General features: G+C 65.7%; 24 protein-coding genes. 7 read left to right on the forward strand and 17 right to left on the reverse strand.

Features of this window, described 5'->3' with window-relative positions; all coding sequences use genetic code 11:
* The 11 genes from IB268_RS22165 to IB268_RS22215 form a co-directional block, all read right to left on the reverse strand.
* Positions 1-627: a trans-aconitate 2-methyltransferase gene (locus tag IB268_RS22165; RefSeq protein ID WP_175212976.1), complete on the reverse strand. Its 627-nt coding sequence runs from the start codon at positions 625-627 to the stop codon at positions 1-3.
* The gene (locus tag IB268_RS22170) at positions 593-1,534 is read right to left on the reverse strand and encodes a glycosyltransferase family 2 protein (protein WP_125471200.1); all 942 of its coding nucleotides are present in this window, start codon (positions 1,532-1,534) and stop codon (positions 593-595) included. Before IB268_RS22170 ends, IB268_RS22165 begins: the two co-directional genes overlap by 35 nt.
* Positions 1,531-2,268, reverse strand: coding sequence for a WbqC family protein (locus IB268_RS22175; RefSeq protein ID WP_279636156.1), 738 nt, complete (start codon positions 2,266-2,268; stop codon positions 1,531-1,533). The genes IB268_RS22170 and IB268_RS22175 overlap by 4 nt, the downstream gene beginning before the upstream one ends.
* An 89-nt stretch (positions 2,269-2,357) precedes the next feature.
* Positions 2,358-3,569 (reverse strand): cardiolipin synthase ClsB, encoded by a 1,212-nt coding sequence (clsB, locus tag IB268_RS22180; protein ID WP_054457122.1) that lies wholly within the window; start codon positions 3,567-3,569, stop codon positions 2,358-2,360.
* On the reverse strand, positions 3,566-4,432 hold the full coding sequence (locus IB268_RS22185; protein ID WP_054457124.1) for an endonuclease/exonuclease/phosphatase family protein: 867 nt from the start codon (positions 4,430-4,432) through the stop codon (positions 3,566-3,568). Before IB268_RS22185 ends, clsB begins: the two co-directional genes overlap by 4 nt.
* Before the next feature lie 263 nt (positions 4,433-4,695).
* A complete protein-coding gene (gene aspS, locus IB268_RS22190) occupies positions 4,696-6,483 on the reverse strand; it encodes an aspartate--tRNA ligase (RefSeq protein WP_054457125.1) in 1,788 nt (595 codons plus the stop codon).
* Between the two features lie 40 nt (positions 6,484-6,523).
* Positions 6,524-7,189, reverse strand: coding sequence for a DUF502 domain-containing protein (locus IB268_RS22195; RefSeq protein ID WP_054457127.1), 666 nt, complete (start codon positions 7,187-7,189; stop codon positions 6,524-6,526).
* A 16-nt stretch (positions 7,190-7,205) separates the two neighbouring features.
* Complete coding sequence (locus IB268_RS22200; RefSeq protein ID WP_054457129.1) at positions 7,206-7,514, reverse strand: FmdB family zinc ribbon protein; 309 nt, start codon at positions 7,512-7,514, stop codon at positions 7,206-7,208.
* 229 nt (positions 7,515-7,743) lie between these two features.
* Positions 7,744-9,027 (reverse strand): putative Na+/H+ antiporter, encoded by a 1,284-nt coding sequence (locus IB268_RS22205; protein WP_054457131.1) that lies wholly within the window; start codon positions 9,025-9,027, stop codon positions 7,744-7,746.
* A 160-nt stretch (positions 9,028-9,187) separates the two neighbouring features.
* On the reverse strand, positions 9,188-10,684 hold the full coding sequence (locus tag IB268_RS22210; RefSeq protein ID WP_192354811.1) for a M81 family metallopeptidase: 1,497 nt from the start codon (positions 10,682-10,684) through the stop codon (positions 9,188-9,190).
* Positions 10,685-10,696: 12 nt separating this feature from the next.
* Positions 10,697-11,677 (reverse strand): tripartite tricarboxylate transporter substrate binding protein, encoded by a 981-nt coding sequence (locus tag IB268_RS22215; protein WP_054457135.1) that lies wholly within the window; start codon positions 11,675-11,677, stop codon positions 10,697-10,699.
* A 121-nt stretch (positions 11,678-11,798) separates the two neighbouring features.
* Here IB268_RS22215 and IB268_RS22220 point away from each other — a divergent pair, with 121 nt between their 5' ends.
* Positions 11,799-13,130, forward strand: coding sequence for an aspartate aminotransferase family protein (locus IB268_RS22220; RefSeq protein ID WP_192354812.1), 1,332 nt, complete (start codon positions 11,799-11,801; stop codon positions 13,128-13,130).
* Between the two features lie 26 nt (positions 13,131-13,156).
* On the forward strand, positions 13,157-14,029 hold the full coding sequence (locus IB268_RS22225; protein ID WP_119451790.1) for a MurR/RpiR family transcriptional regulator: 873 nt from the start codon (positions 13,157-13,159) through the stop codon (positions 14,027-14,029).
* A gap of 4 nt (positions 14,030-14,033) precedes the next feature.
* On the opposite strand, the gene IB268_RS22230 is transcribed toward IB268_RS22225, so the two are convergent.
* From IB268_RS22230 to IB268_RS22255, 6 genes are all read right to left on the reverse strand, one after another.
* On the reverse strand, positions 14,034-14,930 hold the full coding sequence (locus tag IB268_RS22230; RefSeq protein ID WP_054457139.1) for a hypothetical protein: 897 nt from the start codon (positions 14,928-14,930) through the stop codon (positions 14,034-14,036).
* Positions 14,930-16,852 (reverse strand): StlD/DarB family beta-ketosynthase, encoded by a 1,923-nt coding sequence (locus IB268_RS22235; protein ID WP_054457141.1) that lies wholly within the window; start codon positions 16,850-16,852, stop codon positions 14,930-14,932. The genes IB268_RS22230 and IB268_RS22235 overlap by 1 nt, the downstream gene beginning before the upstream one ends.
* A gap of 33 nt (positions 16,853-16,885) precedes the next feature.
* Positions 16,886-17,818 carry a fatty acid desaturase gene (locus IB268_RS22240; protein WP_225589044.1) on the reverse strand — a complete coding sequence of 311 codons (933 nt, stop codon included), beginning with the start codon at positions 17,816-17,818 and terminating at the stop codon, positions 16,886-16,888.
* On the reverse strand, positions 17,778-18,554 hold the full coding sequence (locus IB268_RS22245; protein WP_054457145.1) for a sterol desaturase family protein: 777 nt from the start codon (positions 18,552-18,554) through the stop codon (positions 17,778-17,780). Before IB268_RS22245 ends, IB268_RS22240 begins: the two co-directional genes overlap by 41 nt.
* Positions 18,555-18,677: 123 nt before the next feature.
* The gene (gene dapA, locus IB268_RS22250) at positions 18,678-19,574 is read right to left on the reverse strand and encodes a 4-hydroxy-tetrahydrodipicolinate synthase (RefSeq protein ID WP_054457147.1); all 897 of its coding nucleotides are present in this window, start codon (positions 19,572-19,574) and stop codon (positions 18,678-18,680) included.
* A gap of 318 nt (positions 19,575-19,892) precedes the next feature.
* Positions 19,893-20,378, reverse strand: coding sequence for a GAF domain-containing protein (locus IB268_RS22255; RefSeq protein WP_119451789.1), 486 nt, complete (start codon positions 20,376-20,378; stop codon positions 19,893-19,895).
* Positions 20,379-20,557: 179 nt separating this feature from the next.
* Between IB268_RS22255 and IB268_RS22260 the strand changes: the two genes are divergently transcribed.
* The 5 genes from IB268_RS22260 to IB268_RS22280 all read left to right on the forward strand — a co-directional run bounded on the left by IB268_RS22260 (position 20,558) and on the right by IB268_RS22280 (position 25,471).
* Positions 20,558-21,757, forward strand: a complete 1,200-nt coding sequence (locus IB268_RS22260) for a PLP-dependent aminotransferase family protein (protein WP_119451792.1) — start codon at positions 20,558-20,560, stop codon at positions 21,755-21,757.
* Positions 21,758-21,975: 218 nt separating this feature from the next.
* Positions 21,976-22,902, forward strand: a complete 927-nt coding sequence (gene ubiA, locus IB268_RS22265; protein WP_054457303.1) for a 4-hydroxybenzoate octaprenyltransferase — start codon at positions 21,976-21,978, stop codon at positions 22,900-22,902.
* A 137-nt stretch (positions 22,903-23,039) separates the two neighbouring features.
* On the forward strand, positions 23,040-23,444 hold the full coding sequence (locus IB268_RS22270) for a DUF1090 domain-containing protein (protein ID WP_054457151.1): 405 nt from the start codon (positions 23,040-23,042) through the stop codon (positions 23,442-23,444).
* A 307-nt stretch (positions 23,445-23,751) separates the two neighbouring features.
* On the forward strand, positions 23,752-24,144 hold the full coding sequence (locus IB268_RS22275) for a DUF4148 domain-containing protein (RefSeq protein WP_082401215.1): 393 nt from the start codon (positions 23,752-23,754) through the stop codon (positions 24,142-24,144).
* 202 nt (positions 24,145-24,346) lie between these two features.
* A complete protein-coding gene (locus IB268_RS22280; protein ID WP_192354814.1) occupies positions 24,347-25,471 on the forward strand; it encodes a saccharopine dehydrogenase family protein in 1,125 nt (374 codons plus the stop codon).
* Positions 25,472-25,484 lie beyond the last annotated feature (13 nt).

Consider the following 25,484-nt stretch of genomic DNA (forward strand, 5'->3'; position numbering starts at 1 on the left):
TCACTTTCTCACCAGAAGGGTGAACTCATAGAGTCCGTAGTCGTGCAGGAGCGCGACGCTACGGGAATACTTGCGCTTGCATAGATCAAACCAGTAGCAGGGATCGGCATAGTGCAGGTCCGGGCGCATCTTGTCGCTATCCGAGTAGGACGTAAGGCAATTGAACGCGAAGCCCTTGCTGCTGCTGCGGTCCAGCACGTCCACCGTTGCATGCATATAAGCCGCCCAATCAGACTCCGACTGGCTCAGGCGCACGTTGAAGATCCCGCTGGCCACGCTGTAATCTGCCACGGACGGAGGCTCCGAACCCAGATGAAATGCGGCATGCGCAGGCGCATCGCGGCTTGCAGCCTCTATCATCGCCTCGCTGACGTCCACGCCCATGTATGAAAACCGCGGATAACTCGACTGCAGGTGGTGCAGCAGCGCGCCATAGCCGCAGCCCAGGTCGTTGAGCGAAAAATCCTCATTCTCCCGCAGGATCCGCAACAGTTGCTCAAAGCGCAGGATCTGGCTGTCTGCACTGCTCCAGTCCACGCCCTTCGCGGTGGTGCCGTGGTCCTTGAGCTTCGCCGAATAGTAATCGGCGACCTCATTCAGCAATGTGTCTCGATTCCGTTCGGCCATGTATTTTTCTCACGATAGTGTAGGGACGCTGCTTGGTTTCGGTGAAGATCTTGGAAAGATAGATCCCGATGATCCCAATGAATGAGATCACCAAGCCTCCCATCAGCCAGATCGAAATCATCACCGAGGTCCAGCCGCTGGGCGGGTTGGAGAACAGCAGCCAGTTTGCGACCAGATAGCCCCCGTAAATGAGTGCCACAACCGATATGAGCGCCCCGACATAGAAAATGAAGATCAGCGGCCGATTGCTTACCGAGGTCACTGAATTGACCAACAGCGACAACTTTTGCCTGAACGTATAGCTCGTCGGACTGGTACTGAGCTTGGTGACGACGCGCGCGATTTGGCGAAAACCGGTGATGTACCAAAGGCCAGCCAAAAACACCTCGCGCTCACGAAATTGCAGCAACGCATCGACATAGCGGCGCGTCATGAGGCGCGCGGTGATCAGGTTTTCGGGCAGGGCGAAGCCAGTCAGCCACCTCAAGACCTTGTAGTACAGCACGCCGCTCCAACGCTCGAACAGGCCACCCTTGCGGCGCGCCTGCACGCCATACACCACGTCGGCGCCTTCCTCACGCATGGCCTGATCGAAACTCTCCAGCCATTCGGGGGATTCCTCCAGATCAACGTCGATCAAAAATACCCGTTCGCCACGGGCATGCGTCAACCCGGTCATGATGGCTTTGTGGTGACCGAAGTTTCGGGACAAATCCACCACCACCACTCTGGGATCCTCAGCCACCAGCGCCTCCGCGATCTCCAGCGATTCGTCGGGAGAGCCGTCGTTGACTAGCACGATTTCGTAGTCATCCGTGAGGGCTTGCGCCGCGGCGCTGGCGCGCTGATGGAATTCGCGGATATACGGAGCGGAGCGATACAGGGTCGCCACCACTGACAGCTTCATGCGATCTCCTTGCCTGCGGCGACGTCACGGGCAATGAAACGCGCGGCATCGCGCCCCTTCATGAAAAGCAGGTCCAGCACGGTCACGTCATGGCGAAACTCGCCGTGCAGTTGGGGATATTCGGGATACCCGGCATACGACATCCATTCCACCCCGATGCCGCGTTCATTGAAAATGGACTCATCCAGATAGGCTTGGGCAGCGGGGCCGGACAAGTAGTGCGTGCCGCCTACCGCCTGGCACAGTTCGGCCAGGCGGGTAGTCGGATCGAACCGGTCTAGCGCCTCGAACGGTAGGACTTCATAGGAAGCCTTCAGTTCGGTGTCGATGCCGAGAAAGGCGCAAATCTCGCCGATGAACATCCGATTGATCGCGGAGAGGTTCTCCTGGCTACCAGCGCGGTCATACAAATCCGCGAGCCAGGGCCTGAGCTCGTTCATGAACGGCGCGCGGGCATAGGCCAGCTCCAGGGCGCGCCAATGCTTGGCGGCCCATTTCCTGTCGGCCACTTCTACCTCGCAGATGCGCAGATCCCTGTCGTGGTGAACCGGAATCGTCAGCCAGGCTTCGCCGTTTGCCGTCTTGATCCGGTTGCGTGTGCGCCAATCGCGCCGTGTCGATTGCACGTCGTCCAGGAAAACGAATGTATCCACGGCGCCCATCATGTCGAAATAGCCCTTCCAGGGAATGTAATTCGACTGAATGATGGCTACGCGCTTCTGAGCACTATTCACAATAATGGAGATCCATCCGGAGTCAGCCGATCATTGTATTCAATTGTCGGGACCATAAAAACAATGCGCGGAACGCCCAAGTTCTGCAGTCAGTACTTGTCCGACGTCCCCGTCAGCGCCACCCCTATGCGCAGCAACGTGTAGGACACCGCGTCGACCCAGCGCCGCAGCCATCCCCGGCGCTGATACTCCAGCGGCCGGATGAAGCGCCCGCCCTCCCGGATGGCGGTCTCCAGCCGTTCCTGCAGGTCCCACGAGAATGGCTGGTCGTCCACCACCACGTTGGCTTCGCGCGCCAGCAGCAGGCTGAAGGGGTCGAGGTTGGACGAGCCCACCGTCGCCACGTTGTCGATGACCGCCACCTTGGCGTGCAGGTAGCTCGGCATGTATTCGTAGATCTCGATGCCGTCGCGCAGCAGCTGGTCATACAGCGAGCGCGTGGCGTGGTACTGCATGCGGTACTCGATCTTGCCCTGCAGCAAGAGGCGCACGCGCACGCCGCGCGCCGCAGCCTTGGCCAGCGCGCGGCGGAACTGGCGGCCGGGGAAGAAGTAGGCGTTGGCGATCAGGATGTCGCGGCGCGCATGCGCGATACCGTATAGATAGGCGCGCTCGAAGGTCTGGCGAAAGCGCAGGTTGTCGCGCAGCACCAGCGCGGCGCGCAGGTCGCCACAGGGCGCCACGGAAGCGTGGCGCGGCTTGAGCAGCCGCATGCGGTTCCAGTCGCGCGGATGACGGCGCAGGCGCGCCCAGTTCAGCCGCACCCACAGCAGTTCCTGGGCATAGGCAGCCTCGGTGACCAGCGGCCCCTGCACCTGCACGGCGAAATCGAAGCGCGGCCCGGTGATGCCGTCCGTCGGATCGCGGTCATCGTAGTCGTCGATGATGTTGATGCCGCCGATGAAGGCGATGCGCCCGTCGACCACAGTGACCTTTCGGTGCAGGCGGCGCAGCCGGCTGCGCGACGGAATGTAGCGCGCGAACCAGCGCGGCTCGGGACGGAAGATGCGGCACTGCGCGCCGGCGTTGGTCAGGCGCGTACGCAAGGGATCGACGAACTCTGCGCTGCCGAAACCGTCGAGCACCACGCGCACCTTGACTCCGCGCCGCACGGCCGCCTCCAGGCAGTCCAACACCTGGGAACCGGTGCGGTCCGGGGTGAAGATGTAGGTTTCCAGGTGCACGCTGACCTGGGCGGCGTCGATGGCTGCGCACAGCGCCGGAAAGAAGTCGGAGCCGTTCTGGAGCAACCGGATATCGTTGCCCACCGTCCAGTCCAGCTTGGACTGCTCTGCCCTCACGGCAGTTCCAGCTCGGCCAGCAAGGGGGAATGATCGGAAAGCCTGGCCCATTCGCGGCCGCGCAGCACGCGCGCGCTGCGCACGGCAAAGCCGCGCTGGTAGATGCGGTCCAGACGGAACCAGGGGAACACCGCGGGGAAGGTGCGGGGCGGCGGCAGCAGCAGGCGCGAATTGCCATCCATGCCGAGTTGATTGGTGCGTTCCATGACGGACACGCCGCTATTGGGCAGCCCGCGCAGCGCGTTGCTCAGCCGTTTGACGGAGTCGCGCAGGCGCGGCAATTCGCCGCCATGGCTGCGCGGGGCATGCGAGAACACTTCATACAGGCCCAGCTGCTGCACGAACAGGGGCGCCAGACGGTCGCCCCAGTCGTTGAAATCACCCGCGATGAGGATCGGCTCACCGTCCGGCACCATGCGGCGGATGCGCTCGGTCAGCGCCAGGATCTGGCGGCTGCGGCTGCCGGCGAACAAGCCCAGGTGCACGACGAAGCAATGCACCGCGCGCCCGTCGAGTTCGATGCGCGCGTGCAGCAGTCCGCGCTGCTCCAGCCGATGGTCGGAGATGTCCTGGTTTTCGTGGTCGAGGATAGGGAAACGCGACAACAGCGCGTTGCCGTGGTCCGTCTCATGGCGGATGGCATTGCGGCCGTAGGCCACGTCCAGCCGCAAGGCGGCGGCAAGCGATTCGTGCTGAGCGTCGAGCAGGGATTTCTGCTCATTGCGGCCCTGGACCTCCTGCAGGAAGACCAGATCCGGACGCAGGCCATACAGGCCCAGACGCAATTCGTTCAGGGAGTCGCGCCGGCCCAATGCCGAGCGGCCCTTATGTATGTTGTAGCTGACGACGCGGATGAGCGACATGGAAAATGGCGCCTTTCAAAACTGGGGAACCACCGGCCGCAGCAAAAAAAGCAGCCCGGCCAGCACCGCCCACAAGCAGGCGGCGTTTGCCAGATTACTCCAATTCAGAAGACAGTTCCGAAGGGCAACAGATTCCATCACCCATTCGAGCACCCCACGCCGCAAGCAAGCTACGCCCCCAAGCCGGGCCGCACGGATCCGGCTCCGCCGGTCCGTAGCGGCGCCCCCCTGGGGGGGAAGCGCCTACGGCGCTTCGGGGGGGATCACTTCGTCTCTACGTTGCGCAGACGGATGTGCAGTTCGCGCAATTGCTTCTCGTCGACCTCGGACGGCGCTTGCGTCAGCAGACACTGGGCGCGCTGGGTCTTCGGGAAGGCGATCACGTCGCGGATCGATTCGGCGCCAGTCATCATCGTGACGATGCGATCCAGGCCGAAAGCGATGCCACCATGCGGAGGCGCGCCGTATTGCAGCGCGTCGAGCAGGAAGCCGAACTTCTCGCGGGCTTCCTCGGCGCCGATCTTGAGCGCGCGGAACACCTTGCTCTGCACTTCCTCGCGGTGGATACGGACCGAGCCGCCGCCGATTTCCCAACCGTTCAGCACCATGTCGTAGGCCTTGGCGAAAGCCTTGCTGGGATCGGATTCCAGGAAGTCCTCGTGGCCGTCCTTCGGGCTGGTGAAGGGGTGGTGGGCGGCGGTGTAGCGGCCGTCTTCCTCGTCGTATTCGAACATCGGGAAGTCGACAACCCACAGCGGCTTCCAGCCGGCGGTGGACAGGCCGGTCTTCTTGCCGAACTCGCTGTGGCCGATCTTCACGCGCAGCGCGCCGATGGCGTCGTTGACGACCTTTTCACGGTCAGCGCCGAAGAAAATGATGTCGCCGTCCTGCGCGCCGGTGCGCTTGACCAGTTCGGCCAGGGCAGCGTCATGCAGGTTCTTGACGATGGGCGATTGCAGGCCGTCGCGGCCCTTGGCCACTTCGTTGACCTTGATGTAGGCCAGGCCCTTGGCGCCGTAGATGCCGACGAACTGGGTGTAGCCGTCGATCTCGCTGCGCGACATCTCGGCGCCGCCCGGCACGCGCAAGGCGACCACGCGGCTGCCGGGCGCCGTGGCGGCGGCGGCGAACACCTTGAAGTCCACGTCGCGCATGACGTCGGTCATGTCGGTGAATTCGAGGTTCACGCGCAGGTCCGGCTTGTCCGAGCCGTAGCGGCGCATGGCTTCGGTCCAGGTCATGATCGGGAACGGCGTCGGCAGATCGACGTCCTGCACCACCTTGAACACGTGGCGGATCATGTTCTCGAAGATTTCACGGATCTCGAACTCGTTCAGGAACGAGGTTTCGCAGTCGATCTGGGTGAATTCGGGCTGGCGGTCGGCGCGCAGGTCTTCGTCGCGGAAGCACTTGGTGATCTGGTAGTAGCGGTCGAAACCGGACACCATCAGCATCTGCTTGAACAGCTGCGGCGATTGCGGCAGCGCGAAGAAGTGGCCGGCGTTGACGCGCGAAGGCACCAGGTAGTCGCGCGCGCCTTCGGGCGTGCTCTTGGTCAGCATCGGGGTTTCGATGTCGATGAAGCCCAGCTGGTCCAGGAACTTGCGCACTTCGATGGACACGCGGTAGCGCAGCATCAGGTTGCGCTGCATCTGCGGACGGCGCAGGTCCAGCACGCGGTGCGTGAGGCGCGTCGTTTCCGAGAGGTTGTCGTCGTCCAGTTGGAACGGCGGCGTGACCGACGCGTTCAGGATCTCGACTTCCTTGCAGAGCACTTCGATTTCGCCCGAAGCCAGCTCGGCGTTGGCGGTGCCCGCCGGACGCTCGCGCACCAGGCCGGTGACGCGGATGCAGAATTCGTTGCGCAGGCGCTCCGCGGTGGCGAAGGCGGCATTGTCCGGATCGAACACGATCTGCGCCAGGCCCGCGCGGTCGCGCAGGTCGATGAAGATGACCCCGCCGTGGTCGCGGCGGCGGTTCACCCAGCCGTACAGGGTGACGGTCTGGCCGAGATGGTCACGGCAAACCTGGCCGGTGTAGCAGGTACGCATGCGGGGGACTCCGTTTATGTGCTTGGTTATAGCGTAAGGGTTACGAATCGGCGCGAGGCGTGTCTTGCACGCCGGGAGCCGGGACGGGCGCGGCCGGCCGGTCCGCGGGCGTCGCCGCCTGGACCGGGGCGACCACGCCCATGGAAACGATGTACTTCAATGCCGCGTCCACGCTCATCTGAAGATCCATGACGTCAGCGCGCGGAACCATCAGGAAAAAGCCGGACGTGGGATTCGGCGTGGTCGGCACGTACACGCTGATGTGATCGCCGGGAAGCCGGTCGGCCACTTCGCCGCTGGGCGTGCCGGTAACGAAAGCAATGGTCCAGCTGCCGGCGCGCGGATACTGCACCAGCACCGCGCGGCGGAACGCCTGACCATTCGGAGCAAGCACGGTATCGCTGACCTGCTTGACCGAGTTGTAGATCGAACGCACCAGCGGTATGCGTCCCAGCAGGTTCTCCCACTGGTCCACCATGGTGCGGCCGATCAGGTTGGCGGCGAACACGCCCGTCAGAAGCACCACCACGATGACCAGGACGAAGCGGAAGCCGGGGATGTCGATGCCGAACAGCGATTCGGACGACAGGAAGCCGGGCACGAACCCTTCGAGGGTCGCGACCAGCAAGCCCAGCACCCACACCGTGATGACCAGGGGAACCCAGATCAGCAGGCCGGTGATGAAGTATTTCTTGATGACGCGCATACGCATCGCGTGTGCTCTAGGAGGCGGCGCTACCGGCTGCAGGCGTCGCCGGGGCGGCCGGAGCTGCGGGCGCGGCTGCGGCTGCGGGCGCGGCGCTTTCAGCCGGGGCCGGCGTGCTGGCCGAGGCCGAACCGCCGCTGCCGTTGCCGCGGAAGTCCGTGACATACCAGCCGGAGCCCTTGAGCTGGAACCCAGCCGCGGTCACCTGCTTGGAGAACGTGCTTTCGCCACATTCGGGGCAAACCGAAAGCGGCGCATCGGAAATCTTCTGCAAGACGTCTTTGGCATGGCCGCAGGCGCTGCACTTGTAAGCGTAAATGGGCATCTAGGGCTCCCAGGCGCGGGCCCGGCATATCAAGAGCCGCTGTCGCCGGACGCAATGTCCGGGGCCGGATCGGGTCGCAAGACCTGGTCCGAACGGAAGCGGCGGGTGGGCGAGGCCGGAAAAAATACGGGAAAGTCTTGAATTTTAGCGGTTTTTCGTGAACGGCCGGTGTCCGGCCCCGGCGGCCCGCCTTGGGCGGCGCCTCAGGGGCATCCCGAGGGCCGTCTCCCTAGACAGGAAGCAGGAACATGACCGCCGCCACCAGGGTCGGCGCCAGGGCCGACAGGAACAGCCGCCCCGACGAAATGCTGCCGTCCGGGAAGTGGTTCTTCAGGATGGCGAAGCCAGCCGGGTTGGGCGCATTGGCGATCACCGTCAGCCCGCCGCCCGTGACCGCGCCGGCCACCAGCATGTAGCGCCAGGCCTCGCTGGTGCCTTCGACCAGCGAGCCCAGGTAGGTCAGCGCGGCGTTGTCGGTGATGGCGGTGAGCGCGGTAGCGCCCCAGAACAGCACGAAAGGTTCAAGCCCGCCCAGCAGGTCCTGCAGCCACCACTTCTGCAGGCCGCCCAGCACCACCAGCCCGGCCAGGAAGAAGCCGACCATCAGGCCTTCCTTGATCATCAGGCGGCTCTGGTGGCGCTTGTAGGCTTCGGCAAAGCCAATGAACATCATCAACAGGCCCAGGAAGATGGCCGGATGATGCGCGCTGAGCACCACGGCGACCAGGAAGACCAGGTGCACCAGCATGACCAGCAGCGGCACCGGCCCGCGCGCATCGCCGCCTTCGGGCGCGTCGACGCCGCCGCCCGTGCCCACCGAGCGCTCCAGCAGCGCCTTGCGGCAGATGAAGGTCAACAGCGCCGCATTCAGGCAGACGGCAATCGCGGCGCGCCAGCCGAAATGCTGCACCATGAAGGTGGAGTCCCAGCCGAAGGTGGAGGCCACCATCAACACGGGCGGCGCGGCATAGGAAGTCAGCACGCCGCCGATGGAGACGTTGACGAACAGCACGCCCAGCGTCAGGTATTTGAAGCCCGCGCGCCCGCTGCTGCGGAAATAGGCGTCGCGCAACAGAATGGCAGCCAGCGTCATCGCGGCGGGTTCGGTGATGAAGGAGCCGCCCAACGGCACCAGCGACATCACGACAAAGAAAGTGGCGAGTTCGCGCGGCAGCGGCAGCACGCGCGCCACCAGGCGCACCAGCGTCCCCACCAGTTCCAATATAGGCCGGCTGGCCGCCACCACCATGATCACGAAGACGAACAGCGGCTCGGTGAAGTTGCGCGTGTCCATGTACTCGATGGCATGCGAGGGGCCGGCCAGCGCCGCCATCGCCACGATCAGCACGAAGGCCCAGACGCCGAACACGGCCTCGACTTCGGAGAACAGATGCCAGAAGCCCGCATGCGGTCCGCCACGGTGCGCGAGCCGCGCGAAGAACGGAACCGAGAAGGTATGAAGAACCGCCACGGCGAACAGGAGGGTGGCGATGACTTCAAGTGTCTGGGGCATGTAAACGACTTCCGGAAGAGGGATACGACAGCGCGGACGCCGCCCGGCGGGCCTGCGGGACAAGGGTCGCAATATAGCGCAAGGCCCTTGCCGTGTAACGCAGGGTCAACACCAAGGCGCGCAGGTCCGCGCCGCTATTCCCGCAGGTCTTGCGCGCTGGTCAATGCGTCCTGCGCGCATGCCGGAACGGCAGCAGCCGCAGGTCCAGCGCCGCGGGGCCGGGCGCGTCGACGTCGATGATCGCAGCGCACAGCGGCAGGAAGGCCGCTCGGAAGTGGTTCTTGGCCTTCACGCACAGCAGCCGCACCCGATCGAGATCGACGCCATGCAAGGTGAAGAAGCCCGGATCGTTGGCCGGCGCCACCAGCTCGGTGACGATGACCTGCACATTGGGCATGTCGCGCAGCGACAGCAGCGCGGTGCGGCCGCAGCTCGTGCGCACGCCCGTTTCCATCGGACCCGTATTGCTGAATTCGCCATCGGTGTAGCGTTCGACCCGGAACGCCGCACGCACCGGCGCGCCGAAATCACGGCTCACGCGGCCGCCCAGTTCCAGTTCGCAGTCGCCGCCCAAGCCCGCTTCATGCGCGCGCTGCACTGCCTCCGGATCCGCGAAACTGGCGAACACGCAAGGCAGGTCGATCGACGCATCCAGCAAGGCGCGGAACAGCGCCGGCGTGTCGCACACGCCTCCCGACAAAGGGTTGTCGCCCGGGTCGGTGACGGCCACCAGGCCGCCCGCGCGCGCCGCTTCCACGGCTTGCGCCAATCCCTGTTGCGGCGTCGGCAAGGTGACCGCAAACGCGGGCTCCAGACGCCGCATCGCCGCCTTCATGGTTTCGGCCACGGCCAGCGCCCGCGCGCCGGCGGCATCGCGAGTCATGTCGGCCACCACCAGCACCGATGCCCCGGTATCGACGGTGTCCGCATACGGAAAGCCGCCAAACACCGAGACTTCGACCACGCCCTCGCCGCACTGGACTGCCGCGAGATCCTGCAATTCGCGCATGGGCCCGGCATCGGTGCGCATGTTGAAGCTGGACAACAGCAGGTCCGGCTTGGCCACCAGCACCCGCGGCGACAGCGTGCCGGCCTGCGTGCGCAGCAACATGTCGAGCACCCGGCCCGCCGCCTCTCGCATGTCTATGTGGGGATAGGTCTTGTAGCCGCTGGCGCAGTCCAGCAGACCGCCCAGCTCAGGGGCCAGGTTGGCGTGCAGGTCGAAGCTCGCGCCCAGGGGCACGTCGGGCAACAAGGCCCGCACGGCCCGCACGAAATCCAGATCGGGTGTCTGGCGCAGGTCGGTGATGGCGGCGCCATGCAGCGACAGGTAGACGGCGTCCCAGCCATCCTCGTCCGCGGCCAGTCCGGCCAGCACCTCTTCGGTAAAGGCACGGTGCACGGCGTCGTCTATCGGCCCGCCAGGCAGAGCGGACGCGCAACGCAAGGCCACGACCTCCCAGTCCGGATGCGCGCGGGCGAACTCGGCCACTTCGCCCAGTTCGGTGGCCGTGCCGGCGGCGGCGGCCAGGGCGTCGCCGCCCTTGCGCCACTCGCGTCGTTCGAAATCCGCCATGGTGCAGGGCGCCGGACAGAAGGCGTTGCCTTCGTACCAGAAGCGCGCCACCGCCAACCTTTTCTTCGTGCGCTTGCCCATGCGTTTCCCCGCTTATTCCGGACGGATGTCGGTGCCTTCGATCAGGACGCGGTACTTCTCGCGTTCCGTCTGCAGATGCTGCGCCAAGGCTTGCGGCGTGCCGCCCATGGGCTGCGCGGCCAAGGCGGCCAACCGTTCGCGCGTGGCGGGCGCATCCAGCACCCGCTGGGCGGCGGCGTTCAGTTTGTCGATGACGGGCTGCGGCGTGCCGGCCGGCGCCATCACCACGAACCACGAGGTCAGCTCGAATCCCGGCACGGACTGCGCAATGGCGGCCACGCCCGGCGCGGCGGCCACTGGTTGGGCCGAGGTCACGCCCAGCGCCACCAGCTTGCCCGCCTTGATCAGCGGCAAGGCGGTGGGCAGGTTGTCGGCCGACAGGTCGATCTGGCCCCCCAGCAGGTCATTGTTGGCCTGGCTGGCGCCCTTGTACGGCACATGGCGGATGTCCACCTTGCCCATGCGCTTGATCATCTCCAGCGCCAGATGGCCCGAGCTGCCCACGCCGGGCGATCCCCAGTTCAGGCGGCCGGGCTCGGCGCGCGCGGTACGCAGCAGGTCATCCATGTTCTTCAGGCCAGAGCCGGGATGCGTCAGCACCACGTTGGGCACCTGCGCCACGTAGGCAACCGGCGCGAAGTCCTTGGCCGGGTCGTAGCCGATCTTCTTGTAGACGTAGGCGTTGATGATCTGCGTGCCGGGCGTGCCCAGCAGCAAGGTATAGCCGTCCGGCTGTGCATGCGCCACCTCGGACGCGCCCAGGCTGCCGCCCGCGCCGGCCTTGTTGACCACCACCACGGACTGGCCGAGTTCCGCGCCCAGGCCTTCGGCCATCAGGCGGCCCAGCAAGTCGGTCGTGCCGCCAGCGGCGAACGGCACCACCAGGCGCACCGGCTGCTCCGGCCAGGCGGCGCTGGCCGGAGCAGCCGCGCCCAACGCGGCAGCCGCCGCAATCCCGAAAGTCCAACGACGCAACAGATGGGAAAACTTCATGACGCCCCCTTGAGCGAATGATGACGATGCAACGGCCTACGTGGCAATAAAACCGTTTGGTTTATTTTTACAACAAATATACCATGTGTTTTATTTGACAAACCACACCACTCACGACGCCATGAGCCGCATCATCCATCGCAACTCCAGCCCCCTGCCCATCGCCATCAAGGGCGAAGGCAGCTTCATCGTCGACCAGGAAGGCCGACGCTACTTCGACGCCTCGGGCGGCGCGGCGGTCTCGTGCCTGGGACACGCGCATCCCGAAGTGCGCGCCGCGGCCGTCGCGCAGCTGGATGCGCTGGAGTACGCGCACACCAGCTTCTTCACCACCCCGGTCGCCGAAGAACTGGCCGAACTGCTGGCGGCCAACAGCCCGGCGGGCCTGGGCAATGCCTACTTCGTTTCGGGCGGTTCGGAAGCGGTCGAGACCGCCCTGAAGATGGCGCGCCAGTACCACGTCGAACGCGGCGAGCCGGGGCGCTACCGCTACATCGCGCGGCGTCAGAGCTATCACGGCAACACGCTGGCGGCCTTGTCGGTGGGCGGCAACGCCGGCCGCCGCGCGCTGTACCAGCCCGTGTTGATCGAAAGCCATCACGTCTCGCCCTGCTTTGCCCTGCACTACCGCGAAGCCGAGGAAAGCGACGAGCAATACACCGACCGCCTGGCGGCGGAACTGGACGCAGAGATCCTGCGGCTGGGTCCGACCACGGTATCCGCCTTCATCGCGGAAACCGTGGTCGGCGCCACTGCGGGAACGGTCGCGCCGGTACCGGGCTACTTTCGCAAGATCCGCCAGGTATGCGACCGCCATGGCGTGCTCTTGATCCTGGACGAGGTCATGTGCGGGCTGGGCCGCACCGGCAGTTATCACGCCTTCGAGCAGGAAGGCGTGGTGCCGGATCTGCTGACGCTGGCCAAGGGTCTGGGCGGCGGTTATGTGCCTATCGGCGCGGTGCTGGCGCACGACAGCGTCATCGGCGCCATCAACGCGGGCTCTGGCTCGTTCCAGCACGGCTACACCTACGTCGGCCATCCGGTGGCTTGCGCCGCGGCGCTGGCAGTGCAGCGCATCGTGCTGCGCGACAAGCTGGTGGCGCGCGTCGCCGACATGGGCGCGCAGTTCGGCGCCATGCTGGCAGCGCGCCTGGAACGACACCCGCACGTCGCCGACATCCGCGGCCGGGGCATGTTCTGGAGCGTGGAGCTGGCCGAGGATCCCGGCAGCCTGCGCGCGTTCGCGCCGCAGCGCCGCCTGCATGCGCGCATCAAGACGCAGGCGCGCGAACTGGGCCTGCTGTGCTATCCGGGCGGCGGCACCATAGACGGCAAGCTTGGCGACCACGTGCTGCTGGCGCCGCCCTACCTCAGCACGGCCGATGAACTGGCCTTCGCGGTGGACGCGCTGGCCAGCGCCATCGACCTGGCGCTGGCGGACGATGCGCCATAATACGCGGCACCTTACCCGGAGCGCAGATGGATAAAGCCGCCATCGACAAACTGATCGAAGCCCAGTTTTCCGCCCTGCCGCCCAAGCTGCGGCAGGCGGCCCGCTATGCGATCGATCATCCCAAGGACATCGCCCTGGAGTCGATGCGCGCCGCGGCCGGCCATGCCGGCGTGCAGGCCGGCGTCATGCTACGCCTGGCGCGGCAGCTGGGTTTCGATACCTACGAAGCGTTCCGCCAGCCCTACCGCGACTGGTTGGCCGAAGGCGGGTCCAGCTTCGCGGGCCGCGCCACCGCGCTGCGCAAGCGTCCACAGCACGACGCAGACGCGGGGCTGGTCGCCGACATCCTCGACGCCGAAGTGCGCAACCTGGGCAGCAGCCTGGGTCCCGCCGCCCTGCCCGCGCTGAAGGCCGCGCATGGCCTGCTGGCGGGCGCGCGCCGCATCTATGTCATCGGTCTGCGCAGCCTGTATCCAGCCGCCTATCACTTCAGCTATGCCTGCGGCATGTTCCTGGACAAGGTGACCTTGCTCAGCGGCGTCGGCGGCACCTTGGCCGATGAGTTGCGCCGCATCGGACCGGATGACGCGCTGGTCGCCTTCAGCCAGGCGCCTTATGCGCAGGCGGCAGTCACGGCCGTGGAATTCGCGCGTGAGCGCGGCGCCGGCGTGGTGGCGGTCACGGACAGCGCAGTGTCGCCGATCGCCCCGGGCGCCAAGGCGCTGCTGCTGGTGGCCAACGACACGCCCTCGCTGTTCCCCTCGGTGGTGCCTGCGCTGTCCATCGCGCAGACGCTGGCCGCCATGCTGGTGGCGCACAGCGGCGAGGAGAGCCTGCGCGAAATCGGCAACAGCGAAGCCCAGCTGCAACGCTTCGGCGTATACGCCGAAAAGCGGTAAGGACTCAGGCGATCGGCGCGGGCGGCTCCCCGCCTTGCTGCGCCTCTTTCATTTCCATCAGCAGGCTGTGCAGCATCTCGGTGGACAGCCCGTGCAGCACCAGCCGGTAGCCCGCGCGCAGGGTCGACATCGGCACCAGCGGATGGTTGTTGTTGACCAGGATCAGGTGCTGCGGCGCGCCCAGCAGCTTGGCCGCATAGATGCCGATGGTCTCGTCCAGCTGCAGCGAATTGGCCGCGCGCCAGAAGTCATTGTCGGTCAGCATCAGCTGATATAGCGGCGTGAAAAGCTCGATGGCGCTTTGCAGGTCCAGGAAATTCAGCTTGCCCTGCGGCATGTCTTCGAGCCGCAGATCGGGATCACGGATCATCGAAAAATCGACCCGCTGCGGCGCATGCATTTCCACGCCCGCATCGCGCAGCGCCTGGTTCAGGCGGATGACGAAGTTGAACAGGTTCAGGTCATGCTTGACGAAGAGTTCGTCCTTCAGGTCATCGATATCGCGCGGCTCCAGCGGCGTGGTCGTGACCGGCACCGGCGAGTTGGCGGCGATGAACGACAGAATCTGCGCGCCCAGGTGGAAGTGGCGCAGGATCAGCCAGTTGGCCTCCGGCGACACGAAGCGCTTCAAGCCCCACGCCAGGATGCGGTGCAGCAGCTTCGAATGCGACCAGCGGCGCGGCAGGAAGGTCTTGATGACCTGGATCAGGATGATGAAGGCGCGCGCCAACGGCCGCAGGAACGGCAGCAGGTATTGGCGCGAAGCGCAGCTGGAATCCGTCAGCCAGGCTTTCTTCACCTTGTCCGGCAAGGGCGTGCTGCGGTCCAGGTAGAGCGCAAGCCAGGGGCTGGGATCGGCGGGATCGTGCGGCTTGGCGAGGAACTCGGGTTCTTTGCTCATCACGCCTCGCCTTCCATCACGTGGTGGAACTGCATCAGGTAAAGCGCGGCCGTGCGGCGCGCCGTGTCGACGATGCGCTGCTCGGCGCGGCCGTCCTCATCGCAATCCAGCGCCAGTTCCACCGCCGACAGCCAGCGCGCCAGGTGATGCTCGTCGTTGTGACCGTGATACTCCAGGAAGCGGAAGGCGTCCGGCGGCAGTTTCAGGCTGGCCTTGAGCAGCGGCAGCAGCGCCGGCACGATGCGCTGGCCCGTGCCTTCGATGATGTAGATGGCGCCCAGCAGGCCGATGGGGTCGCGCGTGGCGGCCAGGCCGTGCAGATAGGCGTTGAGCGCTTCGCCGCCGGGATTGCGGCGCAGGGCGTCAATGTCGGCGACCTCGCCGCCCGCGGTGCGATAGTCCTGGAACAGGATCTGGAAGTCGTTCTGCTCCTCGCCCGCATGCGTGTCGATCAACGCCGCAAGCGGCGCGTATTGCTCCGTCAGCGAGGCCGCGCCTTCGCGCATCCACTTGCTGCCTTCGCGCACCTGCGGAATCCAGTTCTCCATCCAGTTCAGGTAGTCGGCCGTCTGGAATTGGCGGTTGCGCAGGCGCCGCACCACCGGCGTGCGCCACACGCGCGAGCGGTAGTCGTGCCAGATTGCGGCCAGTTCGGTCAGCAGCTGGCCCAGGCCTTGGGGCGCCATGTCCGGGTCATGCGGCGGCGCGATGGCGGCAGCGTCATCGCTGTTCGCGTCCTCGCGCGGCGCAGCCGCGGCCGGCGCGCCCGCGGCGACTTGCGGGGCGTGGACGGCCTCGGCCTCCAGCAGCATGTAGGCGGCCATGAAACGGCCTGATTCCGGGATGTAGCAGAAGATCTGCTCGCCCGGTTTCACTTCGCGCGTTTCCAGGAACTCCGCCAGCATGATCAGGATGGACGCCGCGCCGGTATTGCCGCGCCACGCCAGGTTGCTGAACCAGCGCTCGCGCGGGATCACCAGGCCGGCCTTCTCCATCAGGTCTTCCACCACCGGAATGAACTTCTCCGATGAGTAGTGGCACAGGAAGTGGTCGACCTGATCCGGATCCACCCAGCCGTCGCGCACCAGCTTGGCGTATTCATGGATGCCGATGTCGAACAGGTGCGGCAGCAGGCGGATGTCCTGGCGCAGCGACAGCGCACCGTCGGCCTCGGCCTCGTTCCAGGACGGATAGTCCAGATGGCCGCGAGCGCGGTCGGCCGAAAGGCCCAGCTGCATGCACACCGGATAGTCGCCCGAGAACGAGCGCTGGTGCACCCACTTCAAGCGCAGGCGCACGCCCTGCGAAGCGCCCGGCAGGGGCCGGCCGCTATTGCCCAGCAGCACCGCTCCCGCGCCGTCGGACAGCATCCAGCGCAGGAAATGCGCGTCGAAGTCGGCGTCGTAGCCGCGCGCCGCAAAGCGCGAACGCTTGAACAGCCGCGACGGCAGCTCGCTGGCCACGGCCAAGGCGCTGGCATGGCCGCCCAGCTCCACACCCTGCGCGGCCGTCTGGATGGCCGATACGCCCGCGGCGCAGATGCCGTGCACCGACAGGGTTTCCATCGGATGCGCGGCCAGCTCGCCCTGGATCATGTTGGAGAAGCCCGGCATCAGCGCGTCCCCGCCCGACGAGCCGCTGGCCAGCAGCGACACGGCGGACAGGTCGCTGTCGTTGCGCCGCAGGCAATCGCGGATGGCGTTGGCCGCCAGTTGCGCGTTGCTGAACACCGTGGCGCCTTCCTGGTCGATCGCGTAGTAGCGCTGCTTGATGCCGTTCTCGGCCAGGATGCGGCTCTTGATGCGGCTGGACATGCGGTTCAGCGGCGCGATGTAGCTGTCCATGGCATCGTTGGACACAGGTTCGCCCGGCATGAAATAGCCGGCGCTTTCCAGATAGACACGATGAAACGCGATGGGCATGAGAGGCCTCTGGTGGATATAGGGTGTGTGGCGCTAGCGGATGTGCTCGGGCGCCATGCATGAACGGCTGCGAAAGCGCGGCAGGAAGGCGCCCAGCACGAACACCCGGAACATGTAGGGCGTGAGGCCGGGCTCGTTCAACGCCGGATTCACGCGGCTGCGGTATTGCTCGCGATGCAGGCGCTCCAGTTCGGACCAGTGCGCCCGCGGGTGCTCGTGGTGCGCGGTATGCAGGCCGATGTTGAAGAGCAGCGGATTGACCAGCCCTTCGAAATTGCGCGCATAGTTCAGGCCCGCGACGGCCCGGGGGCCGCCGTCGGCATGGGCATGCTGCAGATAGTTGGTGGCCAGCAGCCAGTGCAGGCCGTGCAGCTGCGGCACGATGACGAACACCAGCGCTTTCATGGGATTCGCGGCCAGCAGTCCGCCCCACAGGCCCAGCCACACGCCGTACTGCGCCATGCAATAGCGCCAGGCGCCCGGCCAGTGGCGGCGCAGGCGGCCCAGCCAGGCGAAGAACAGCGGGTACAGCACCCAGCCGGCCTGCAAGGGATGGATCAGGTAGCCCCACAGATGGTTGGTGTCGCCGCCGAAGCGGTAGGTGCGCGCCACGTCGCGCGCGCCGTGCTTGTAGCGGTGGTGATTGGCCACGTGCGCCGGGTAGAACACGAAGGTCGGATGGCCCTGCAGCAGCGTGATCCAGAAATCGGTGGCGCGGTTGGTCCAGCGTCCCCGCCACATGCGGATATGCGTGTGGTTGTGATGGATGACGCCCACGCCCAGGGTCAGGAACAGCATCAGGCCGTACAGCGGCCACCAGAACCCGTGCACCCATTGCCAGGCCGCCAGCGCGGGCAATGCGCCCAGATAGGCCAGGCTTTGCCAGTCGCGCCGGTTGCGCAGCGACGGCAGCCGGCGCTGCCGCTTAAGCGCGCCCGCCAAGCGATTCTCGTTGCCGGAAAGCATTCAGCTGGGACTGCGCCGCCTCGGCCTTCAGGCGGGTGCGGAACAGGCGGTCCATGAAGGTGAACTGGAAGCCGTAATTGCCGTTGTAGCAGGCGTGGTGCAGATGATGGCGGCGGCTGGCGGCGAACCAATGCGCGTAGGACACATTGGGGAAGAAGTCGTAGTTGGCGTGGCCGATGCAGTTGAAGAACAGGCTGAACAGCGGCACCGACGCCAGCGACCAGAAGCTGAAGTCATGCAGCACCATGGGCAGCATGATCACGTTGCCCAGCATCAGCGCCTCGATGGGATGAAAGCTATAGGTCGAGAACGGCGTGGTCACGACCGAACGGTGATGCGGCAAGTGGAAGCGGCGCAGCAGCTTGGTGTGCAGCAGGCGGTGGTTGATCCAGAAATGCACGTCGTTCCAGGCCACCAGCACCAGGATTTCGACAGTGATCTTTTGCCAGCTGGCATCCGGATCCAGGTGCGCCCAGCCCAGCTGCAACAGGCCCCACGGAAAAATCATTCCGGTGCCGAACAGCAGGATGGACAGGCCGGATTGCGCGAACTCGCGCCGCAGTTGCCCCGGCGCCAGCGGACGCGGATCCAGCGGGCGTCCGATGCCCAGCGCCGGCAGGATGTGGTGCGTCAGCAGCCAGGTGGCCGCACCGAAGACCAGATAGATGCCGCCGAAGAAAAGCAGGCCCGCCAGCATGACTTGCCAGGCGGACAAGGCTACAAAAGCTTGGGCCATGAACGTTCTGTTTCACCCGAAGAATGGGCGCATGATAAGCAATCCGTCAGCTTCCCGGTAGGACATTTATTACAAAATGAATCCGAAGGCCACAAAGCTGGCGGACTGCTCACCAAGTTCGGGCTACTGGCAGGGATATTGCCGGTTCAGCCCCGCCACGGCGGCGTCCATGCGCGCGGCCAAGCCCGCGCTGGCGGACGGCATGGGCATGCGCAGCTCCTCGCTCAGCAGGCCCTGCCGTCCCAGCTGCGCCTTCAGGGGGCCGGGATTGGGCTCGGCGAACGTCAGCTGGATGATGGGGACCAGCGCGTGGAACAGCTTCCTGGCCAAGTCCAGCTGCTGCGCCTTCACCGCCTGATGCATGGCCACGAACAGATCGGGGCGGATATGCGCGGCGGCCGCGATCATGCCCGAACCCCCCAGGCTCATCACGGACAGCGCCTGCAGGTCCTCACCTGCCAGCACGTGCATGTTGCCGTCGGCGATCAGCGCGATGGTCTTTTCCAGCGAACCGCCGCAGTCCTTGATCGCCGCGATGTTCGGGTGCGCGGCCAGCGCCAGCAGGGTCGCTGTGTCCAGCGTCGTGCCGGTGCGGTAGGGAATGTCGTAGAGCACCAGGGGGAAGCGCGAGGCATCGGCCAGGCAGCGGAAATAGGCGGCGGCGCCTTCCTGGCCGGGCCGCACGTAATATGGCGCGGGCGCCAGGATGCCGGCCAGCGGACGCGTGCCGAAGGCGGCCAGGCGCTGCATCACGTGTCCATGGTGGTTGCCCGCCAGGCCCATGATGACGGGCAGCCGGCCCGCTTCGGTCAGCACGGCGTCCAGCACCGCCAGTTGCTCGGCGTCATCCAGCGACGCGGCCTCGCCGGTGCTGCCGCACACGACCAGCCCGTCCACGCCCGCGGCGGCATAGTGGCGCACCAGCCGGCGCAAGGCCCCGCCATCCACGGCGCCGCCGGCAAACGGCGTGACCAGCGGCACCCAGACGCCCTGGATCGGAGATTGATGATGAGATTGCATGAGAACACTCCTTCGGTGTAAGCGGACCGTGGTTGGGGACCGTACAGAAGTGCTCGGGATACTAGAGGATGCGCGGACGGCGCCAAGCGCCGCCAGGAGGCCGCTGTTCCGTCGCCCATCTGACGGAACAGCATGCTCCGGTCAGATGAGCGGCTGTTTTTTGGATTTCAGGCCGGCGCAAACCAGCACCACGCCCTGGGCGCGGAACGGGAAAGCGGATTGGTTGGCCTGATGAATCATGTATGGATTGAATGCAGTGGTCTGCAAGCGCAGATGCGGGAATCTACCGGGAGCCCGCAACGCTGTCAACGCCGCGCCTCAGCCCAGGCTGGCCAGGAACACCGCGCACAGGGCTTCCATGCCCTGGCGGTCGTCTTCGTCAAAGCGGTCGGGCACGGGGCTGTCCACGTCCCACACGCCGATCAACTGGCCCTGGTGCACCAGCGGCACCACGATCTCGGAACGCGAGGCCGCATCGCAGGCGATGTGGCCGGGAAAAGCATGCACGTCGGGCACCAGTTGGGTCTGGCGCTGGCTGGCGGCCGCGCCGCACACGCCGCGGTTCAGCGGGATGCGCACGCAGGCCGGCTTGCCCTGGAAGGGGCCCAGCACCAGTTCCGTGCCGTCGTAGAAATAGAAGCCCGCCCAGTTCAGGTCAGGCAGGGCCTGATAGGCCAGCGCGCTCAGGTTGGCGGCATTGGCGATGCGGTCATGCTCGCCTTCGAGCAGGGCGCGGGCCTGGGCGACCAGTCCGGCATACAGGGCGGCCTTGGAATCGGCGACGATGGGAGCGGCTTCGAACATGGGAAATGTAACTGTACAGGCGGTTATCGATGCAGGTGATTTTAGGGCTTGGCGCCATTAAGGGGGCCGGGCCGCTGCCGTGTGGGACAATAGTTTTTTGCCGAATGTTTTTTCCGCCGGGCCACCCCAAGGGATCAACCGCCCGTATTTTCCTACCCTTCTTGATCAAGAAGCACTCCATGGACAAGCCTCTCGAACCTGCGTTTTCCTTTTCGGAACGCGCCCAGCAACTCACCAGCTCCGCCATCCGCGAAATCCTCAAGGTAACCGAGCGCCCCGAAGTCATCTCGTTCGCTGGCGGCCTGCCGGCGCCCGGCGGCTTCCCGGTAGAGGTAGTTCGCGCGGCATTCGACAAGGTACTGTCCACCAACGGTCGCGCCGCGCTGCAGTACGGCCCCACCGAAGGTTTTGCGCCGCTGCGCCAATGGGTTGCTGACGACCTGAACAAGGCCGGCGCCAGCGTTGCCGCCGACCAGATCCTGATCGTGTCGGGTTCGCAGCAAGCGCTGGACCTGCTGGGCAAGGTGCTGATCGACAAGGACAGCAAGGTGCTGGTCGAAGACCCCAGCTACCTGGGCGCGCTGCAATCGTTCAGCCTGTACCAGCCCAACTTCGTGCCGGTGCCCACCGACGAAGGCGGCCTGATCCCCGAAGCCATCACGCCTGAACTGGCCGAAGGCGCCCGCTTCCTGTACGCCCTGCCCAACTTCCAGAACCCCACCGGCCGCACGCTGAGCCTGGAACGCCGCATCGCGCTGGTCAAGCGCGCCGCGGAACTGAACCTGACCATCGTCGAGGACGATCCCTACGGCGAACTGCGCTACGCAGGCGAACCGCAGCCGGGCCTGATCGCGCTGGCCGCCGAGTACGGCGCCAACGTCGTGCGCCTGGGCACGTTCTCCAAGGTGCTGGCTCCCGGCCTGCGCCTGGGCTACATCGCTGCCGCGCGCCCGCTCATCAACAAGCTGGTGCAAGCCAAGCAGGCCACCGACCTGCACACGCCCACGCTGACGCAGATGGCCGTGTACGAGATCGTCAAGGAAGGCTTCCTGGAAGAGCACCTGCCCAACGTCCGCGAGATCTACCGCGCCCAGGGCAGCTGCATGCTGGATGCCATCAAGCAGGAATTCCCGGACACCGTCACCTGGACCAAGCCGGAAGGCGGCATGTTCATCTGGCTGACGTTGCCCGAGCACATCGACAGCACCAAGCTGCTGGAAAAGGCCATCGCGCAGAACGTGGCGTTCGTGCCCGGCGCGCCGTTCTATTGCGGCGCCGGCAAGACCAACACGCTGCGCCTGAGCTTTGCCACCGTGCCGGAAGACAAGATCCGCCGCGGCATCGCCATCCTCGGCAAGCTGCTAAAAGCCGAGGTGTAGTAGGTCCCCCCCCGAAGCGCCTGTGGCGCTTCCCCCCCAGGGGGGCGCCGCTACGGACCGGCGGAGCCCGGATCCGTGCGGCCCCGCTTTCGCCACGACAGTGACGATATGACGCGGGTGCCTCGAAGGGGGGGGTAGGACATGAACGGCGGCCGGGCGCGATGTCCGGCCGCCGTTGTTTTATGCTCTTGGTTTTCCCATTCCGTTTCGCCGTGACAGTGAGCGCCCCCCAACAATCTCCCGTCGACCTCAGCGACATCGTTTTCACCGACTGGGTCGAACGCTGGCTGCCCAAGTCCTGGCGGCCCTATGCCCGCCTGTGCCGCCTGGACCGCCCGATCGGCACCTGGCTGACCCTGCTGCCGGCCATTGCGGCGCTGATCCAGGCCGCGGGCGGCCTGCCGGACCTGCAGCGGCTGATCGTGTTTTCGCTGGGCGCCCTGCTGATGCGCGGCATCGGCTGCACCGTCAACGACATGTGCGACCGCAACTTCGACAAGCACGTCGAGCGCACGCGTTTCCGCCCTCTGACCAGCGGCCAGCTGACGATGAAGAACGCGGTCTGGTTCCTGCTCGGGCAATTGCTGGTCTGCGGGTCGCTGCTGTTCTTCCTGAACGAAATGAGCCGCTGGCTGGCCGTGGCAGTGCTGCCTTTCGTCTTCATCTACCCGCTGTGCAAGCGTGTCACCTACTGGCCGCAAGTGGTGCTGGGCATCTGCTTCAACTGGGGCATGCTGATGGCCTGGTCGGACACGCAGAACCACGTGCCGCTGGCCGCCATCGCCATGTGGGCGGGCGCCGTGCTGTGGCAGGTGGGCTACGACAGCATCTACGCCTACGTGGACGTGCGCGACGACCGCAGCCTGGGCCTGCATTCCACCGCCATGCGCTTTGGCGACCAGGGCAAGCTCTGGATCGGCGGCTTCTATCTGGCCACCATCGTGCTGTGGGCCTGGGGCGGCTACGCCATCGGCCTGTCGTGGGCCTATCAGGTCGGCATGGTGGCGGTGGCCGTGCACCTGGCGTGGCAGTTGAAGGTCTTCGACATCCAGCGCCCCGACCGCAACTTCATGCTGTTCCGCGCCAACCTCTGGCTGGGCGCGCTGCTGGTCGCCGCCGCACTGGCCGGCACGCTGATCCGCTGACGTCCTGCCGGCGCGGCAACGAACCCGGTCGATCGGCGGGGTCCGCGCCGCGCTGAGGCTGCGTTGATGCCGCGCATTGCGAGCATCGCGCGCAAGGCCCATGATGGAACCTCCGCAACGCATTACGGAGACCACGCATGCCCTCATTGCTCAAATCCCTGGCCTTGACGGCCGCCGCAGCCGCCGCCTTCGTGGCCATTCCGGCCCAGGCCGCCAGCGATTGCTCGGCCCAGCGCGGCTGCGCCGCCAAGTTCTGCGAAATCGAAAACGACATCGCCGCTGCCAAGGCGCAGAACAATACCCGCCGCGAAGCCGGCCTGCGCAAGGCCCTGGCCGAAGCCAAAGCGAATTGCACCGACAGCCGCCTGCAATCCCAGCGCGAAGCCGACGTGCGCGAGAAGCAGAACAAGGTCGCCGAGCGCGAAAGCGAGCTCAAGCAGGCCCGCGCCAAGGGCAAGCAGGACAAGATCGACAAAGCCCAGCGCAAACTGGACGAAGCCCAGGCGGAATACAACGCCGCGCTGGTCGAACTGAACCGCTGATTCCCTCCTCCTTGCCGGTCCCGGGCTTTTCCGGGGCTGCGCCCCCCACTCCCCCCGCCGCCAGACCTCCGCCCTACCGGGTGGACTACCTCCTATGGTGTCATCAAATGGAAATTCCACCACCCATGGTGCCATTTGGTGAAATGGAAACCTATTAGTCTTCTTTTTGGAAAGATGTTTTCAGAGAATCAGGGTTTATCCGGAGATGATTTGCGCCCAGAATGCATCTCATCGGGACACAGCAAGCGAACCCCAGGCAATCAGGCCAGCGGTTCGGCTCCCAAGCTCAAGACATTGGAGGTCTGCTATGAAAACCCTTGCTACCGCTTTGATGCTGTCCATGTCCGTTCTGGCTGCCGGCGCCCAAGCCGCCGAGGCTGATCAGGGCCCGACCCGCGCTCAGGTCCAAGCCGAACTGCAACAAGCCAAGGCCTCGGGCCAATACACCTTCGGCGAAGAAGGCTACCCCGCCGCCATCGCCCCGAAGTCGACCCTGACCTCGCAGCAAGTGCAAGCTGAACTGCAACAAGCCAAGAACGCCGGTGAAGTGACCTTCGGCAACCTGGACTACCCGCCCGTCGCCGCGGCTGAACAAGCCACCTCGCTGACCCGCGCCGAAGTCCGCACCGAACTGGCCCAGGCCAAGTCGGAAGGCCTGGTCACCTTCGGCAACCTGGACTACCCGCCCCTGGGCAGCTGATCCCCCCCTGGCCTCCCCGGCCAGGCAGCGCCCCAAAGCCCTCCGGCCCCAAACCGGAGGGCTTTGTTTTTGACGTTTCGATATTTAATTAAGTCGAATTGACGTTACCTATGGCCGATTCGACTATTTAGTCTCTACACATCGACAGCGACCGCGCATAGGATGAGCTCACCCTCTCCCCCATCCATGCAGGAGCCGCACCATGACCACCGCCTCTCCCCGGCCCGTCGTACTTCTGGGCGCCGGAAAAATCGGTTTCGCCATTGCCCTGATGCTGGAACGCAGCGGCGGCTATTCGGTACTGGTAGCCGACCAGGATCCCGAACGGCTGCGCATCGTGGCCGAACTGGGTTGTGAAACCCGTCAGATTTCCGGCGACGACTCCGTGGCGCAATGCATCGAGGGGCGTTACGCGGTCATCAACGCGCTGCCCTTTCACCGCGCCGCCGCGGTGGCCGGCCTGTGCGCCAAGGCGGGGGTGCACTACTTCGACCTGACCGAAGACGTGGCCAGCACGCACGCCATCCAGGCGCTGGCGGAAGACGCCCGCAGCGTGCTGATGCCGCAATGCGGCCTGGCCCCGGGTTTCATCGGCGTGGTCGGCAACGCGCTGGCGCGCCGCTTCGATACCCTGCTGGATCTGCGCATGCGCGTGGGCGCCCTGCCGCGCTATCCCTCCAACAGCCTGCGCTACAACCTGACCTGGAGCACCGAGGGACTGATCAACGAGTACTGCAATCCCTGCGAGGCCATCGTCGACGGCCAACTGACCAGCGTGCCCGCGCTGGAAGGCTACGAGACCTTCGCGCTGGACGGCGTGGAGTACGAAGCCTTCAACACGTCCGGCGGACTGGGCACCCTGCCCGCCACCTTGCGCGGTCGCGCCCGCAACGTGGACTACAAATCGGTGCGCTACCCGGGCCACTGCAGCATCATGAAATTGCTGCTCAACGACTTGCGCTTGCGGGACCGCCGCGACCTGCTCAAGGAAATTTTCGAAGCCGCCATTCCCACGACCGAACAGGACGTGATCGTGATCCAGGCTTCGGCATCGGGCCGCCGCCATGGCCGGCTGGAAGAGGAGTCCTATCCCATCCGCATCTTCGGCGCGGACGTCGACGGCCATCGCCTGAGCGCGATCCAGCTGTCCACCGCCGCCGGCATCTGCGCCGCGCTGGATCTGGTGGCGCAGGGCGCATTGCCGCAACGCGGGTTCGTCGGGCAGGAAGCCATCGATCTGGACGCGTTCATCAACAACCGCTTTGGCCGCGTGTACGCGGGCAAGCCACTGGCGCTGGTGGGCAGCGGCGCCATGGCCGACCGCTGAACCACGACGCGCC

The organism is Achromobacter sp. ACM01 (assembly GCF_014851745.1).
GTDB lineage: Bacteria > Pseudomonadota > Gammaproteobacteria > Burkholderiales > Burkholderiaceae_B > Achromobacter > Achromobacter aegrifaciens.

Excerpts from the sequence above, each read along its gene's own strand:
- IB268_RS22240 (WP_225589044.1), bottom strand. The coding sequence starts at position 17,818 with ATGCTTTCCGGCAACGAGAATCGCTTGGCGGGCGCGCTTAAGCGGCAG.
- IB268_RS22280 (WP_192354814.1), top strand. The coding sequence starts at position 24,347 with ATGACCACCGCCTCTCCCCGGCCCGTCGTACTTCTGGGCGCCGGAAAA.
- IB268_RS22220 (WP_192354812.1), top strand. The coding sequence starts at position 11,799 with ATGAGCCGCATCATCCATCGCAACTCCAGCCCCCTGCCCATCGCCATC.
- dapA (WP_054457147.1), bottom strand. The coding sequence starts at position 19,574 with ATGCAATCTCATCATCAATCTCCGATCCAGGGCGTCTGGGTGCCGCTG.
- IB268_RS22215 (WP_054457135.1), bottom strand. The coding sequence starts at position 11,677 with ATGAAGTTTTCCCATCTGTTGCGTCGTTGGACTTTCGGGATTGCGGCG.
- IB268_RS22205 (WP_054457131.1), bottom strand. The coding sequence starts at position 9,027 with ATGCCCCAGACACTTGAAGTCATCGCCACCCTCCTGTTCGCCGTGGCG.
- IB268_RS22260 (WP_119451792.1), top strand. The coding sequence starts at position 20,558 with ATGGACAAGCCTCTCGAACCTGCGTTTTCCTTTTCGGAACGCGCCCAG.
- IB268_RS22225 (WP_119451790.1), top strand. The coding sequence starts at position 13,157 with ATGGATAAAGCCGCCATCGACAAACTGATCGAAGCCCAGTTTTCCGCC.
- IB268_RS22170 (WP_125471200.1), bottom strand. The coding sequence starts at position 1,534 with ATGAAGCTGTCAGTGGTGGCGACCCTGTATCGCTCCGCTCCGTATATC.
- IB268_RS22235 (WP_054457141.1), bottom strand. The coding sequence starts at position 16,852 with ATGCCCATCGCGTTTCATCGTGTCTATCTGGAAAGCGCCGGCTATTTC.
- IB268_RS22245 (WP_054457145.1), bottom strand. The coding sequence starts at position 18,554 with ATGGCCCAAGCTTTTGTAGCCTTGTCCGCCTGGCAAGTCATGCTGGCG.
- IB268_RS22165 (WP_175212976.1), bottom strand. The coding sequence starts at position 627 with ATGGCCGAACGGAATCGAGACACATTGCTGAATGAGGTCGCCGATTAC.
- IB268_RS22230 (WP_054457139.1), bottom strand. The coding sequence starts at position 14,930 with ATGAGCAAAGAACCCGAGTTCCTCGCCAAGCCGCACGATCCCGCCGAT.
- IB268_RS22255 (WP_119451789.1), bottom strand. The coding sequence starts at position 20,378 with ATGTTCGAAGCCGCTCCCATCGTCGCCGATTCCAAGGCCGCCCTGTAT.
- IB268_RS22275 (WP_082401215.1), top strand. The coding sequence starts at position 23,752 with ATGAAAACCCTTGCTACCGCTTTGATGCTGTCCATGTCCGTTCTGGCT.
- IB268_RS22210 (WP_192354811.1), bottom strand. The coding sequence starts at position 10,684 with ATGGGCAAGCGCACGAAGAAAAGGTTGGCGGTGGCGCGCTTCTGGTAC.
- IB268_RS22185 (WP_054457124.1), bottom strand. The coding sequence starts at position 4,432 with ATGTCGCTCATCCGCGTCGTCAGCTACAACATACATAAGGGCCGCTCG.
- IB268_RS22200 (WP_054457129.1), bottom strand. The coding sequence starts at position 7,514 with ATGCCCATTTACGCTTACAAGTGCAGCGCCTGCGGCCATGCCAAAGAC.
- IB268_RS22270 (WP_054457151.1), top strand. The coding sequence starts at position 23,040 with ATGCCCTCATTGCTCAAATCCCTGGCCTTGACGGCCGCCGCAGCCGCC.
- aspS (WP_054457125.1), bottom strand. The coding sequence starts at position 6,483 with ATGCGTACCTGCTACACCGGCCAGGTTTGCCGTGACCATCTCGGCCAG.
- IB268_RS22195 (WP_054457127.1), bottom strand. The coding sequence starts at position 7,189 with ATGCGCGTCATCAAGAAATACTTCATCACCGGCCTGCTGATCTGGGTT.